The sequence below is a fragment of the Micromonospora sp. WMMD754 genome (genome assembly GCF_049315235.1).
GTDB lineage: Bacteria > Actinomycetota > Actinomycetes > Mycobacteriales > Micromonosporaceae > Micromonospora > Micromonospora sediminicola.
On record NZ_CP186058.1, the window covers coordinates 3,005,355 to 3,019,671 of the forward strand.

At 73.9% G+C, this 14,317-nt stretch carries 12 protein-coding genes; 7 read left to right on the forward strand and 5 right to left on the reverse strand.

Annotation, left to right across the window (positions count from 1 at the left end):
* Positions 1-68: 68 nt before the first annotated feature.
* From ACN27B_RS14695 to ACN27B_RS14705, 3 genes are read right to left on the reverse strand one after another with little or no spacing between them, the layout of a single operon-like run.
* Positions 69-416 (reverse strand): DUF779 domain-containing protein, encoded by a 348-nt coding sequence (locus tag ACN27B_RS14695; protein WP_099162489.1) that lies wholly within the window; start codon positions 414-416, stop codon positions 69-71.
* On the reverse strand, positions 416-1,921 hold the full coding sequence (gene adh / locus ACN27B_RS14700) for an aldehyde dehydrogenase (protein ID WP_099162488.1): 1,506 nt from the start codon (positions 1,919-1,921) through the stop codon (positions 416-418). The genes ACN27B_RS14695 and adh overlap by 1 nt, the downstream gene beginning before the upstream one ends.
* Positions 1,922-1,960: 39 nt before the next feature.
* Entirely contained in the window at positions 1,961-3,244 is a 1,284-nt protein-coding gene (locus ACN27B_RS14705) for a transcriptional regulator (protein WP_422745461.1), read from the reverse strand.
* A 272-nt stretch (positions 3,245-3,516) separates the two neighbouring features.
* Between ACN27B_RS14705 and ACN27B_RS14710 the strand changes: the two genes are divergently transcribed.
* From ACN27B_RS14710 to ACN27B_RS14735, 6 genes are all read left to right on the forward strand, one after another.
* A complete protein-coding gene (locus tag ACN27B_RS14710) occupies positions 3,517-4,182 on the forward strand; it encodes a response regulator transcription factor (protein WP_098743626.1) in 666 nt (221 codons plus the stop codon).
* Positions 4,179-5,231: a sensor histidine kinase gene (locus tag ACN27B_RS14715; protein ID WP_357963813.1), complete on the forward strand. Its 1,053-nt coding sequence runs from the start codon at positions 4,179-4,181 to the stop codon at positions 5,229-5,231. Before ACN27B_RS14710 ends, ACN27B_RS14715 begins: the two co-directional genes overlap by 4 nt.
* Before the next feature lie 114 nt (positions 5,232-5,345).
* Positions 5,346-7,448 (forward strand): pyridoxal-phosphate dependent enzyme, encoded by a 2,103-nt coding sequence (locus ACN27B_RS14720; protein ID WP_422745464.1) that lies wholly within the window; start codon positions 5,346-5,348, stop codon positions 7,446-7,448.
* Positions 7,445-8,578, forward strand: a complete 1,134-nt coding sequence (locus ACN27B_RS14725; protein WP_422745466.1) for a D-alanine--D-alanine ligase family protein — start codon at positions 7,445-7,447, stop codon at positions 8,576-8,578. The genes ACN27B_RS14720 and ACN27B_RS14725 overlap by 4 nt, the downstream gene beginning before the upstream one ends.
* Entirely contained in the window at positions 8,575-9,210 is a 636-nt protein-coding gene (locus ACN27B_RS14730) for a M15 family metallopeptidase (RefSeq protein ID WP_099162483.1), read from the forward strand. The genes ACN27B_RS14725 and ACN27B_RS14730 overlap by 4 nt, the downstream gene beginning before the upstream one ends.
* A 75-nt stretch (positions 9,211-9,285) precedes the next feature.
* Entirely contained in the window at positions 9,286-9,951 is a 666-nt protein-coding gene (locus tag ACN27B_RS14735; protein ID WP_396822415.1) for a hypothetical protein, read from the forward strand.
* 66 nt (positions 9,952-10,017) lie between these two features.
* Here the strand turns inward: ACN27B_RS14735 and gabT are convergent, their stop codons facing one another.
* Both gabT and ACN27B_RS14745 read right to left on the reverse strand, forming a co-directional pair.
* Positions 10,018-11,289, reverse strand: a complete 1,272-nt coding sequence (gene gabT / locus ACN27B_RS14740; protein ID WP_099162482.1) for a 4-aminobutyrate--2-oxoglutarate transaminase — start codon at positions 11,287-11,289, stop codon at positions 10,018-10,020.
* Between the two features lie 5 nt (positions 11,290-11,294).
* Entirely contained in the window at positions 11,295-12,731 is a 1,437-nt protein-coding gene (locus tag ACN27B_RS14745) for a gamma-aminobutyraldehyde dehydrogenase (RefSeq protein ID WP_099162481.1), read from the reverse strand.
* Between the two features lie 143 nt (positions 12,732-12,874).
* Between ACN27B_RS14745 and ACN27B_RS14750 the strand changes: the two genes are divergently transcribed.
* Complete coding sequence (locus ACN27B_RS14750) at positions 12,875-14,314, forward strand: aldehyde dehydrogenase family protein (RefSeq protein ID WP_422745469.1); 1,440 nt, start codon at positions 12,875-12,877, stop codon at positions 14,312-14,314.
* Positions 14,315-14,317 lie beyond the last annotated feature (3 nt).

Consider the following 14,317-nt stretch of genomic DNA (forward strand, 5'->3'; position numbering starts at 1 on the left):
TGCTCCGATGTGGACGGCGTCAGCATCCCACCGCCGCGATGCCCGCGAGCTGCAAGATCTCGGACAGATCAGCCGGCCAGGTGGGAGCGGATGAGGAAGCGGACCCCCTCCGGCGCCTCCAGCGAGAATCCGCTGCCCCGGCCGGGCACCACGTCGACAGTGAGCCGGGTGTGCTGCCACAGGTCCCACTGGGCCCGCGACATCCAGAACTCCACCGGCTCGGGCACGCCGTCGACGGCCAGCGCGGCGAGCAGCACGTCCGAGCCGCCGGTGCGGAACTCACCGGCCGGGTAGCACATCGGGGCGCTGCCGTCGCAGCAGCCGCCGGACTGGTGGAACATCAGCGGACCGTGCCGCCCCCGCAGCGACCGGATCAGGTCGGCCGCCGCGGGGGTCACTGTCACCGGGTCACCCATCAGAAGAAGCCCAGCTTCTGGGGCGAGTAGCTGACCAGCAGGTTCTTGGTCTGCTGGTAGTGCTCCAGCATCATCTTGTGGTTCTCCCGGCCGATGCCGGACTGCTTGTAGCCGCCGAACGCCGCGTGCGCCGGGTAGGCGTGGTAGCAGTTGGTCCACACCCGGCCGGCCTGGATCGCCCGCCCGGCCCGGTACGCGGTGGTCATGTCCCGGGTCCAGACGCCGGCGCCGAGCCCGTAGAGCGTGTCGTTGGCGATCTTCACGGCGTCGTCCAGGTCGGCGAAGGAGGTCACCGACACCACCGGGCCGAAGATCTCCTCCTGGAAGATCCGCATCGAGTTGTCGCCCTCGAAGATGGTCGGCTGCACGTAGTAGCCGCCGGACAGTTCGCCGCCCAGGTCGGCCCGCTCGCCGCCGGTGAGCACCTTCGCGCCCTCCTGCCGCCCGATGTCCAGGTAGGACAGGATCTTCTCCAGCTGGTCGTTGGACGCCTGCGCGCCGATCATCGTGTCGGTGTCCAGCGGGTGCCCCTGGCGCACCTGACGGGTCCGGTCCACGGCGGCGGCCAGGAAGTCGGCGTAGTGGCCCTGCTGGATCAGCGCCCGGGACGGGCAGGTGCACACCTCGCCCTGGTTGAGGGCGAACATGGTGAAGCCTTCCAGGGCCTTGTCCCGGAAGTCGTCGGAGGCGGCGCTGACGTCGTCGAAGAAGATGTTCGGGCTCTTGCCGCCCAGCTCCAGCGTGACCGGTTTGATGTTCTCGCTGGCGTACTGCATGATCAGCCGCCCGGTGGTGGTCTCGCCGGTGAACGCCACCTTGGCCACCCGGGGTGAGGACGCCAGCGGCTTGCCGGCCTCGACGCCGAAGCCGTTGACCACGTTGAGCACGCCCGGCGGCAGCAGGTCGCCGACCAGCGACAGCAGGTGGTGGATCGAGGCGGGCGTCTGCTCGGCCGGCTTGAGCACCACCGCGTTGCCGGCGGCCAGCGCCGGGGCGAGCTTCCAGACCGCCATGAGGATCGGGAAGTTCCACGGGATGATCTGCCCGACCACGCCCAGCGGCTCGTGGAAGTGGTAGGCCACGGTGTCGTCGTCGATCTCGCCGAGCGAGCCCTCCTGGGCCCGGATCGCACCGGCGAAGTAGCGGAAGTGGTCGATCGCCAGCGGGATGTCGGCGGCCAGCGTCTCGCGTACCGGCTTGCCGTTCTCCCACGTCTCGGCGACGGCGAGGGACTCCAGGTTGTCCTGCATCCGGTCGGCGATCCGGTTGAGGATCAGCGACCGCTCGGCGACCGACGTGCGGCCCCACGCGTCGGCCGCGCCGTGCGCCGCGTCGAGCGCCTTCTCCACGTCCTCGGCGGTGCCCCGGGCCACCTCGCAGAAGGTCTGCCCGGTCACCGGGGTCGGGTTCTCGAAGTACTTCCCACCGTGCGGCTTCACGTACTCGCCGCCGATGTAGTGGTCGTAGCGGGACTGCCAGTGGGTGGGGGCGTCGTAGCGCGTCATGGGTACCTCCGCCGTCCGTCAGGGGTGGATGGCGGGAGGCTAGTTTCCGCGACGTTGCAGGAACGTTGCGCGCGGCAGCGCGTACTCCTCGGCGAGCTGGCGGGCCCGGGCGACGGCGAGCGGCCGGCGGGGCGCGCCCGGCGGCAACGCCCGGGCCAGGGCCTGCCAGGCGGCCAGGTCGTCGGCCCCGGCGGCGGTCGCGGTCCAGGCCGCGAGCAGCCCCGGGTCGTCGGCGGCCAGCACCGCCGCGCGCAGCTGGCCGTCGACCAGCCGGCGCAGTCGCGCCACTCCCGGCGCGTCCGACCCGGGCAGCAGGGGCCCGGGGTACGCGCGCAGCGCGGCCGCCGGATCGCCGCCCTCCAGCAGCTCGGTGACGGTACGGAAGTCGGCGCGTACGGGTGCCCGCAGCCGGTAGGGGCGGGAGTCGAGCAGCTCGTCGCCGAGCGCGCGGCGCAGCCGGGACAGCTCGGCGCGCAGGGTGACCGGGTGCAGCCGGTCGTCGCCGTAGAGGTCGAGGCCGAGCTGCTCCCCGGTGCGCCCCTCGGGGTGCTGGACGAGCAGCACCAGCAGCTCACTGTGCCGCCGGCCGAGCCGGACGCGCCGGCCGCCGACGCGCAGCTCCGCCTCGTCCCGGCCGAGCGCTGCCACGTGCGGCACGTCCGGCGTGGCGGGGGCGGCGGCGGCCAGGAACGCCTCGGCGGCGCGGGCGGTGGCCCGCACCAGTGCGAGGCTCTGCGGGTTGGCCAGGTGGTCGCCGCCGGTGATGTCGACGGCGCCGAGCAGCAGGCCGGTGGCCGGATCGTGGATCGGGGCGGCGGCGCAGGTCCAGCGCTGCACCGGCCGGACGAAGTGCTCGGTGGCGAAGATCTGCACGCTGTGGTCGACGGCGAGCGCGGTGCCGGGCGCGTTGGTGCCGGCGTGGGCCTCGTCCCAGCGCGCGCCGGGGACGAAGTTCATCCGCTCGGCGTGCCGGAGCACACCGGGGTGGCCCTCCACCCAGAGCAGCCGGCCGTCGGCGTCGCAGACCGCCATCAGGTGGGCGCCGTCCTGTGCGATGCCGCCGAGCAGGTCGCGGAAGAGGGGCAGGACCCGGGCCAGCGGGTGCGCCGACCGGTAACTCTCCAGCGCGTCGTCGGTGAGGTCGACCGGCGCGGTGGCCTCCGGGTCGAGCCGGGCGGACCGTTCCCAGGACCGGCGGATGACCTCGCGGACCCGGCCGGAGGCGGTGCCGGCGGTGAGGAACGCCTCGTGGGCGGCGCCGACCTGCGCGATCCGCTCCGCCGGATCCGCGCCGAACTCCAGGGCGAGCCACGGGTCAGTCACCACCGACCTCCTCCCACCCATCGTGACCCACGTCACCCCCGACCGCCAAGGGTGGAGCGGATGGAGCGCCGAACGTGATCCGGGTCACTCCTCGGCCCGCCGGGGGTCCTGCCGTCCGGACGAACGCCCCAGACGGCACGCGGACGTCCCGGGCCCGGTTGTCGGCATCCCGCCGCTGAGGAAGATGGCTGCGACGGGCGCTTACGGAACCCTTATCTCCGACCTGCGACCGTGTGCGGGACGACCAGGGAAGACACGGGGAGCGGACAACGGTGCGGGTGCTGGTGGCGGACGACGAGCGGCTGTTGGCGGACACGGTCGCCGAGGGGCTGCGGCGGTTCTCCATGGCGGTCGACGTCTGTTACGACGGCGACGGCGCGCTGGAGCGGATCGGCGTCAACCGCTACGACGTGGCGGTGCTGGACCGGGACATGCCCGGCGCCACCGGCGACGAGGTGTGCCGGAGCCTGGCCGGGTCGGACGCCGGCACCCGGGTCCTGCTGCTCACCGCCGCCGCCGGCATCCGGGACCGGGTGGCCGGCCTCGGGCTGGGCGCGGACGACTACCTGACCAAGCCGTTCGCGTTCGCCGAGCTGGTGGCCCGGGTGCAGGCCCTGGGCCGGCGGTCCACCCCGGCGGTGCCGCCGGTGCTGGAACGGCACGGCGTGGTGCTCGACGTGGCCGCGCACACGGCCACGCGGGACGGCCGCCCGCTCGGCCTGAGCCCCAAGGAGTTCGCCGTCCTGCACGTGCTGCTGCGTGCCGGCGGACGGGTGGTCAGCACCGAGGACCTGCTGGAACAGGCCTGGGACGAGTTCGCCGACCCGTTCACCAACGCGGTCCGGGTCACCGTCATGACGCTGCGCAAGAAGCTCGGCCAGCCGTCCGTCCTGCACACCGTGCCGAAGGCCGGCTACCGGATCGGCGAGCCGGCGTGAGCCCCCGCCGCCGCATCCTGCTGGTCGGGGTGCTTGCCCTGCTCGCCGGGTTCCTGCTGCCCAACCTGGTCAAGTGGCTGCTCGAACTGGTGTGGTGGCGGGCCCAGCAGTTCTGCGGGCTGGCCACGATCGGCGCGGTGTGCGAACCGGGACGGCCGTTCGTCCCGCTGCTCCCGACGCTCACCGAACTGCTGGTGCTGGTCACCGCCGGTGTCGGGGTGTGGGTCGGGGCCCGCTGGTGCCTGCGCCCGGTGCGCGACCTGGCCGACCCGGTCGCGAACCTGGGACCGCAGAACCTCGGCTACCGGATCCGCCGGGGCGGGCGGGACGAGCTGGCCCGGCTCACCCGTGCCATCGACGACATGATGGACCGGGTCACCGCCGGCTACGAGGGGCAGCGACGGTTCGCCGCCAACGCCTCGCACGAGCTGCGGACGCCGCTGGCGGTGCAGCGCACCCTGATCGAGGTCGGCATGGCCCAGTCGCTCAGCGGTGAGCAGCTGGAACTGCTGACCGCGCAACTGCTCGCCACCAACGAGCGCAACGAGCGGCTGATCGAGGGGCTGCTCGCGCTCAGCGAGAGCGACCAGGGGCTGCGATCCTCCACCCCGCAGCGTCTCGACGAGGTCGTCGCCGCCGTGCTGGCCGCGTACGCCGACCGGGCGGCCGGGGCCGGCCTGACGGTGGAGAGCCGGCTCGCCCCCCGGATCGTGCCGGGCGAGCGGGTGCTGCTGGAACGCCTGGTCAGCAACCTGGTGGAAAACGCGATCAAATACAACCGGCCGGGCGGCCGGCTCGTCGTCGCCGTCGGCGGCGACCCGGCGCTGACGGTCACCAACAGCGGTCAGGCCGTCCCCGGCGAGGCGGTCGCCGGCCTCTTCGAACCCTTCCGGCGCCTCGCCCGGGACCGCACCAACCAGGGCGGCGGCGCCGGGCTCGGCCTGGCCATCGCCCGCTCCATCACCCAGGCGCACGGCGGCCTCATCGCCGCCCGCCCGGGCGAGGACGGCGGCCTGCGGGTCGACGTCCACCTGCCCACCGTGCGCTGACCACCCCACACACGACTCCGGGAGCCGCCGTCGCGGCGTCCCGCGATGACACCTGCCCGAGAACGGGACGGCGCCGCCGCCTCGCTTCCGCGGACGGCCGGAAAGGAGACCGCAGTGCCGACCCGTACCGAGGCGAACGCGCCGCCCGACGACCGGGTGGTCTGGGCCGACGTGGCCAAGGGCGCCTGCATCGTGCTCGTGGTGCTCTGGCACGTCGTGGTCAAGGACTACCTGCGCATCGACTGGCGGGTCGGCCTGCCGGTGCCGGGCGCGTGGGGGCTGCTCGGCGAGCAGTTGCTGCCGCTGCGGATGCCGTTGTTCTTCACGCTCTCCGGCCTTTTCGCGGCGAACGCGGTGGCGCGGTCGTGGCGGGTGTCCGGGCGGCCCCGGATCGCGCGGAACCTCTACCTCTACGCGGTCTGGCTGCTGATCCACACCGCCCTGCTGGCGCTCGCGCCCGGTTTCCCGACCGACCGGGCCACCGACAGCGGTGCGCTGCTGGCCCAGCTCACCGTGACCCCCTCGAACCTGTGGTACCTGTACGCGCTGGCGCTCTACTTCGCGATCGCGAAGGCGCTGCGCCGGGTCCATCCGGCGGTGCTGCTGACCGCTGCGGGCGCGCTGTCCGCGGTGGCCGCGACCGGGCTGCTGGACAGTCCCGGGAACCGGGGGCAGGTCTACCAGAACCTGGTGTTCTTCCTGGCCGGTGTGCACCTGCGGCCGTACCTCACCCGGTGGGCGGACGGCGCGAACACCCGCCGGCTCGCCGGCACCGGCTTCGCGTACGCGATCGGGCTGGCCGCGATGGCGCTGGCCGGCGCACAGAGGTGGCCCGGCGTGTACCTGCTCGTCTCCGTGATCGCCGTGGCGTTCGGGCTGACCGCCGCCGCCGGGCTGGCCCGGCACCGCCTGGCCGGTCCGGCGCTGGCCCGGCTCGGCCGCCGCACGCTTCCCGTCTACGTGATCCACATGCCGGTGCTGGCGCTGCTGGACCGGCTGCTCGCCGCACCGATGGCCGGGCTGCCCGGACCGACCCGGGCGCTGCTGGTGACCGCCTATCCGGTCCTGGTCACCACGCTCGTGCTGGCACTCAGCCTCGCCGCGTACCGCGGCCTCACCGCGCTCGGCGCGCACCGCCTGTTCGACCTGCCGCGCCGCCGCACCCACTCCGATCCCGAAGGAGGGACCATGCCCCGAACCGATGCGCCGGCGCTGCCGGACCGGACACATGTCGAGGAGGCCGCCCGCGTGCTGTCCGGCCGGGTGGTGCGTACCCCGGTGCTGCACAGCCCGACGATCGACCGCCTGGCCGGCGCCCGGATCCTGCTCAAGGCGGAGAACCTCCAGGACGGCGGCTCCTACAAGATGCGCGGCGCGATGCTGGCGGTGGGCCGGCTCGCCGATGCCGGACACACCGGCGTGGTCGCGCAGAGCACCGGCAACCACGCGGTCGCGGTGGCGCTGGCCGCCCGCCGGCACGGGCTGGCCGCGACGGTCGTGCTGCCGGAGGACGCCGCGCCGGTCAAGGTGGACCGGGCGCGGGCGGCCGGCGCCCGGGTGGTCCGCGCCGGCACCACGGTCGAGGAGCGCCTGGCCGTCGCCCGGCGGATCGCCCACGTTGAGGGCCATCCGCTGGTCGACGCGTACGACCACCCGGACGTAGTGGCCGGGCAGGGCAGCGCGAGCCTGGAACTGATCGAGGAGGCGGCGCGGCGCGGCACGCCGCTGGACGCGCTCCTGGTGCCGGTGGGCGGGGGCGGCGGCATCGCCGGCGCCTGCCTGGCGGCGGCCGGAACCCCGATCGAGGTGTACGGCGTGGAGCCGGTCGGGTGCGACTCGCTGGCCCGCAGCCTGGCCGCCGGACGGCCCACGCCGGTGGCGCCGGCGCCGAGCCTGGCCGACGGACTCCGCCCCGGCTGCGTCGGTGACCTGCCGTTCGCGGTGGCCCGCAACCGCGTGCGCGGGGTGGTCCCGGTCGACGACGACGCGATCGTCGAGGCGTTCCGGCTGCTCCTGCTGGACCTGAAGGTGCTCGTCGAGCCGTCCGGCGCCGCCGCCCTGGCCGGCGCTCTGCGGCTGGGCGGGTCTGCCGGTCCCAGCGGCTCGGGCGGCGGACGGCAGCGGACGGTCGGCGTGGTGCTGACCGGCGGGAACGTGGAAGCGAACCTGGTGGCCCGGCTGGCGGGCGACCGGATGACGGTGGGAGTGGCGGCATGAGGGCGACAGTGCGGATCGGTGTCCTGTTCGGAGGCCCGTCGGCGGAGCACGAGGTCTCCTGCGCCTCGGCGCTCGGCGTGGCCCGGGCCCTGGCCGAACGGGGCCACCACGTGGTCGCGCTCGGGATCACCCGCACCGCCGGGCTGCGGATGGTGCCGGAGCCGGCGCTGACCCGGCACCTCACGACCGTCGCCGCCGGCCGGGCCATCGACGACCGCCTGCCGGTGACCGGGCCGGCGGTGGAGCTGCGGCGCGGCGCGGGTGCCGGCACGGTCGCGGTCAGCGCGGCCGACGCGCCCGCGACGGTGCACGCCGAGCTGGACGTGGTCTTCCCGGTGCTGCACGGCCCGTACGGCGAGGACGGCGTGGTGCAGGGCCTGCTGGAATCGCTCGGCGTGCCCTACGTCGGCTGCGGCATCCTCGCCTCCGCCGTCGGCATGGACAAGGTGGCGATGAAGCGGGCGCTGCGGGCCGAGGGCGTGCCGACCACCCCGCACGTCTGGTTCGACGAGCCCGCCTGGCGGGCGGCGGAGGACCCGGAGAAGCTGGTGGTCGGGCTGCGCCGGCCGCTGTTCGTCAAGCCGGCCCGGATGGGCTCCTCGATCGGGATCTCCCGGGTCGCTGAGGGCGACGACCTGGCGGCAGCCGTCGAGGAGGCGTTCCGGCACGACCACGTGGTGCTGGTCGAGCAGGGGGTGACCGGCCGGGAGTTGGAGTGCGGCGTGCTCGGCGGCTGGCGGCCGGAGGCGTCGGCGGTCGGCGAGGTGCGGGTCGCGGGCGGCTGGTTCGACTACCGGCAGAAGTACTTCGGCGACGCCGACCCGATGATCGTCCCGGCGTCGCTGCCCGACGAGGTCACCGAGCGGATCCGGGAGCTGTCCGTGCGGGCGTTCACCGCGATCGGCGGCTGGGGTCTGGCCCGGGTCGACTTCCTCCACGACGAGGCCACCGGCGACCTGTTCGTCAACGAGCTGAACACGCTGCCCGGTTTCACCGCGCACTCGATGTACCCGAAGGTGTGGGCCGCGTCCGGCTTGGCGTACCCGGAGGTGGTGGACCGGCTGGTCGCGCTCGCCTTCACCCGCCACGCGGCCCGGCAGTCCGGCGCGCACCCGGGGGGTACGCCGTGATCCTGCTCTCCGACCCCCGGGTCGCCGCGGTGTCCAGCCGGGACGACGGCGAACCCCTGGTCGACCTTCGGGAGGTGCCGGAGCTGCGGGTGGACGGGCGGGCCGCCGACCCCGCCGGGGCGTACGCGCGGGTGCGGCGCGGGGTCGCGGACCGGCTGCTGGCCGCGCAGCGGGCGCTGCCGCCCGGCCTGCGCCTGCTCGTGGTCGAGGGCTACCGGCCGTACCGGGCGCAGCTCGACATCTTCACCGGCTACCGGGACGAGTTGCGTCGACGGCACCCGGACTGGTCGGCCGAGCGGCTGCACCGGGAGACCACCAAGTTCGTCTCGCCGGTCGAGGTGGCCCCGCACAGCACCGGCGGCGCGGTGGACCTGACGCTCTGCGACCCCGACGGGGTCGAGGTGGCGATGGGCACGGCCCTGGACGCGACGCCGGAGGAGAGCGCGGACGCCTGCTTCACCGCGGCCCGGCACATCCCGGTCACCGCGTGGCGCAACCGGCGGATCCTGGTGTCCGCGTTGAGTGGCGCGGGGCTGGTTAACTATCCGACCGAGTGGTGGCACTGGTCCTACGGCGACCGGTACTGGGCACTCCTCACCGGAGAGTCGCACACCCGTTACGGTCCGCTGTGATTCCCGGTCGTCGCTGAACGGTTGGCCGCTCCCGTCCGTACCAGCTGTCGAACGACACCGACGACGGGAGAGAACGTGAGGGTGCAGCGCAAGCACGTGTTGGCGGCGACCGTGGCGGTGGCCGCGAGCGTGGTCGTCTCGGTGGGCACCGGAATGGGTTTCGCGGAGACCGCGCCGGCCGCACGGTCGGTCTGCGCCGGGTCGGTGACCTTCTCGGCCGAGGGTGGGGCGCCGGCGGCGACCAGCGACCGGTTCCCGGTGGGCACCCGGCTGCGGGTCACCAACCTGGACAACAACAAGGTGGCGACGGTGACCGTGACCGGGCCGTCGGGCAGTTGCGTGCTGCTCAACGCCGCCGCCATGGACCTGGTCCGGGAACCGGGCAAGAACGTCGTCCGGCGCAACGTGGTGGAGCGTCTCGACGGCGGGGCCGCGCCGGCGCCGGGCGGCGGCGCGCAGCCGGGCGAGACCCGGCCGGGCAACGCCCAGCCGATCGGCGGCAGCGTCTGCACCGGGTCGATCACGTTCTCCGCCGAGGGCGGGGCACCGGCGGCGACCAGCGGTCAGTTCCCGGTCGGCACCCGGCTTCGGGTGACCAACCTGGACAACGGCAAGGTGGTGACCGTGGCGGTGACCGGGCCGTCGGGCAGTTGCGTGCTGCTCAACGCCGCCGCCATGGACGCGATCCGCGAGCCGGGCAAGAACCTGGTCCGCCGCAACACGGTCCAACTGCTGCGCTGACGACGACGTGGCGCACCACGTTCGGACCCGGGGGTCCCGTGGTGCGCCACGATCAGCGCCGACCGGTCAGCCGAACGCGGCGTCGAGGATGTCGAGACCCCGGGCCAACTCGTCGTCGGAGATGACCAGCGGCGGCAGGAAGCGCAGCACGTTGCCGTAGGTGCCGCAGGTCAACGTGAGCAGCCCGGCCGCGTGGCAGGCCGCCGACACCGCCGCCGTGGCGGCCGGGTCCGGCGTCAGCGTGCCCGGCACGACGATCTCCACGGCCAGCATCGCGCCCCGGCCGCGTACCTCGGCGACGCGCGGATCCCGGTCGGCGATCGCGCGCAGCCGCGCGCCCATCACCGCGCCGATCCGGCGGGCGGCGGCGGCCAGGTCCAGTTCCCGCATCGTCTCCATCGCCGCCAGCGCGGCGGCGCAGGCGATCGGGTTGCCGCCGTAGGTGCCGCCGAGGCCGCCGACGTGCACCGCGTCCATCAGCTCGGCCCGCCCGGTCACCGCCGCCAGCGGCAGGCCGCCGGCGATGCCCTTGGCCAGCGTGACCAGGTCCGGCTCGACGCCCTCGTGCGCGCAGGCGAACCAGTCGCCGGTGCGGCAGAAGCCGGTCTGGATCTCGTCGGCGACGAACACCACCCCGGCCGCCGTCGCCCACTCGCGCAGCGCCGGCAGGAAACCCTCGGCGGGTACGACGAAACCGCCCTCGCCCTGGATCGGCTCGATCAGCAGCGCGGCCACGTTCTCCGCGCCCACCTGCTTCTCGATCATCTCGATCGACCGGGCCGCCGCGGTCGCCCCGTCCAGCCCGCCGTCGCGCAGCGGATACGACATCGGCACCCGGTAGACCTCACCGGCGAACGGCCCGAACCGGTGCTTGTACGGCATGTTCTTCGCGGTCAACGCCATGGTCAGGTTGGTCCGGCCGTGGTACGCGTGGTCGAACACCACCACCGCCGGCCGCCCGGTCGCGTGCCGGGCGATCTTCACCGCGTTCTCCACCGCCTCGGCGCCGGAGTTGAACAACGCCGAGCGCTTCTCGAAGCCGCCCGGGGTCAGCGCGTTCAGCTGCTCGCACACCGCCACGTACGACTCGTAGGGCGCGACCATGAAGCAGGTGTGGGTGAACCGCTCCACCTGGTCCCGGACCGCCTCGACCACCCTCGGGGCGGAGTTGCCCACGTTGGTGACCGCGATGCCGGCGGCGAAGTCGATCCACTCCCGGCCGTCCACGTCGGTGATCGTGCCGCCGCCCGCCCGGTCCACGTACGCGGGGATCGTGCTGCCCACGCCCCGCGCCACGGCCTCGACCCGGCGCTTGTGCAACTCCTCGCTGGTGGCCATCGGGGTCAGCCCTCGATGTGGTGCATGACGTGCTTGACCCGGGTGTAGTCCTCCAGGCTGTAGACCGACAGGTCCTTGCCGTGGCCGGAGTGCTTGAAGCCGCCGTGCGGCATCTCCGAGACGAACGGGATGTGCGTGTTGACCCAGACGCAGCCGAAGTCCAGCCGCCGGGTCATCCGCATGGCCCGGCCGTGGTCGCGCGTCCACACCGAGGCGGACAGGCCGTACTCCACGCCGTTGGCCCAGCGCACCGCCTCGTCCTCGTCGGAGAACCGCTGCACGGTGATCACCGGCCCGAACACCTCGTCCTGGATGATCTCGTCGGCCTGCCGGACGCCGGAGACCACCGTCGGAGCGTAGAAGAAGCCGCGCTCACCGACCCGGGACCCGCCGGTGGTGACGTTCGCGTGGTCCGGCAGGCGGTCCACGAAGCCGCTCACCCGGGCGAGCTGGTTGGCGTTGTTCAACGGGCCGTAGAGCACGTCGGCGTCGTCCGGCGCGCCGGTGCGGGTGTTGCGGGCCTGCTCGGTCAGCGCCGCCACGAAGTCCTCGTGGATGCCCGGCCCGGTGAGCACCCGGGTCGCCGCGGTGCAGTCCTGGCCGGCGTTGAAGTAGCCGCCCACCGCGATCGCCTCGGCCGCCGCCGCCACGTCCGCGTCGTCGAAGATCACCACCGGGGCCTTGCCACCCAGCTCCAGGTGGGTCCGCTTCAGGTCCGGCGCCGCCGCGGCGGCGACCTCCATGCCCGCGCGGGTCGAGCCGGTGATCGACACCAGCTGCGGGGTCGGGTGGGAGACCAGCGTACGGCCGGTGTCGCGGTCACCGCAGACCACGTTGAACACGCCCGGGGGCAGGTGCTCGGCGGCGATCTCGGCCAGCAGCAACGTCGACACCGGCGTGGTGTCCGACGGCTTCAGCACCACCGCGTTGCCCGCCGCCAGCGCCGGGGCGATCTTCCAGACCGCCATCATCAGCGGGTAGTTCCAGGGTGTGACCTGGGCGCAGACGCCGATCGGCTCGCGCCGCACGTACGAGGTGTGCCCGGCCAGGTACTCGCCGGCCGAACGCCCCTCCAGCAGGCGGGCCGCCCCGGCGAAGAAGCGCAGCTCGTCCACGGCCGGCGGCAGCTCCTCGTCGGCGGTGAGCTGCCGGGGCTTGCCGGTGTTGCGGACCTCGGCGTCGACCAGCTCGGCGGCCCGCGACTCCACCGCGTCGGCGAACCTCAGCAACGCCCGCTGCCGCTCGGCGGGGGTCGCGTCCCGCCAGCCCTCGAACGCGGCGGAGGCGGCCTTCATCGCCGCGTCCACGTCCGCCGCCCCGGACACCGGCGCCTGGGCGAAGACCTCGCCGGTGCACGGGTCGATCAGGTCGGCGTAGCCGCCGTCCACCGGGTCGACGTACTCGCCGTTGACGAAGTTGCGCAGCTGCTGCTGGTCGCTCATCAGAAGTCTCCGAGAGGGGTGGCCGGGAGGAGGGTCAGCGGAGGTTCTCGCAATCTGACTGCCATCTTGGCTACTGAATCCGAGGCAGACAAGGGTTTGAGCAACTGTTTCCGCGCGGGCGTCCGTGGTCTACGCTGCCGAGCGTGGAGCCGAGAGCCTTCTATGTCGCCGGCCGCCCCGCCCACGGCGAGCAGGAGTTGACCGTCACCCACCCGTACGACGGGCAGCCGGTGGGCCGTACCACGCTCGCCACGGCCGACCAGGTCGAGGCCGCCGTCGCGGGCGCCGCCCGGGTCGCCGCGCAGGCCGCGGCCCTGCCCGCGCACGCCCGCGCCGCCGCCCTGGACCACGTGTCCCGCCGGCTCGCCGAACGGGCCGACGAGATCGCCGCGCTGATCACCGCCGAGAACGGCAAGCCGATCAAGTGGGCGAAGGCGGAGGTGGGGCGCGCGATCTCCACGTTCCGCTGGGCCGCCGAGGAGGCCCGACGCTTCTCCGGCGAGCTGCAACGCCTCGACACCGACCCCGCCGCCAACGGGCGGATCGCCCTGATCCGGCGCGCGCCGCGCGGACCGGTGCTCGGCATCACCCCGTTCAACTTCCCGCTCAACCTGGTCGCCCACAAGGTCGCCCCGGCGCTCGCCGTCGGCGCCCCGATCGTCGTCAAACCGGCCCCGGCCACCCCGCTCACCGCGTTGCTGCTCGGCGAGATCCTGGCCGAGACCGACCTGCCCGAGGGCATGTTCTCGGTGCTGCCGCTGCCCAACGAGCGCGCCGCCGACCTGGTCGCCGACCCCCGGCTGCCGGTGGTCTCGTTCACCGGCTCCGGGCCGGTCGGCGCCGCGATCCGCCGCGCCGCCCCGGACAAGCACGTCACCCTGGAACTGGGTGGCAACGCCGCCGCGGTCATCTGCGAGGACTGGTCGGCGGACGAGGACCTGACCTTCGCCGCCCACCGGATCGCCACGTTCTCCAACTACCAGGCCGGGCAGTCGTGCATCGCGGTGCAGCGCGTCTACGTGCACGAATGGCTCTACGACGGGTTCCTGCCCCGGCTCGTCGCCGCCGTCGAGGAGTTGCGCACCGGCGACCCCCGCGCCGAGGCGACCGACGTCGGCCCGCTGGTGTCCGTCGAGGCGGCACAGCGCGTCGAGGCGTGGGTGGACGAGGCGGTCGCCGCCGGGGCCACCATCGAGGTGGGCGGCCGGCGCGACGGCGCCACCTATCCGCCGACGGTACTCAGCGGCGTGCCCGCCGACGCGAAGGTCTGCGCCGAGGAGGTGTTCGGGCCGGTGCTGGTGGTCACCCCGGTCGCTGACGACCGGGCCGCGTTCGCCGCGGTCAACGACTCCGCGTACGGGCTGCAGGCCGGCGTGTTCACCCACCGGATGGACGTGGCGTTCACCGCCGCCCGGACGCTGGAGGTCGGCGGCGTGATCGTCGGAGACGTGCCGTCCTACCGGGCCGACCAGATGCCGTACGGGGGCGTGAAGGGCTCCGGGGTCGGGCGGGAGGGGCTGCGCAGCGCCATGGAGGACTACACCGAGCAGCGCGTCACGGTGCTCACCGGGGTCGAGTTGTAGGAC

Coding starts and splice junctions, on each gene's coding strand:
- ACN27B_RS14745 (WP_099162481.1), bottom strand. CDS start 12,731: ATGAGCGACCAGCAGCAGCTGCGCAACTTCGTCAACGGCGAGTACGTC.
- adh (WP_099162488.1), bottom strand. CDS start 1,921: ATGACGCGCTACGACGCCCCCACCCACTGGCAGTCCCGCTACGACCAC.
- gabT (WP_099162482.1), bottom strand. CDS start 11,289: ATGGCCACCAGCGAGGAGTTGCACAAGCGCCGGGTCGAGGCCGTGGCG.
- ACN27B_RS14695 (WP_099162489.1), bottom strand. CDS start 416: ATGGGTGACCCGGTGACAGTGACCCCCGCGGCGGCCGACCTGATCCGG.
- ACN27B_RS14725 (WP_422745466.1), top strand. CDS start 7,445: ATGAGGGCGACAGTGCGGATCGGTGTCCTGTTCGGAGGCCCGTCGGCG.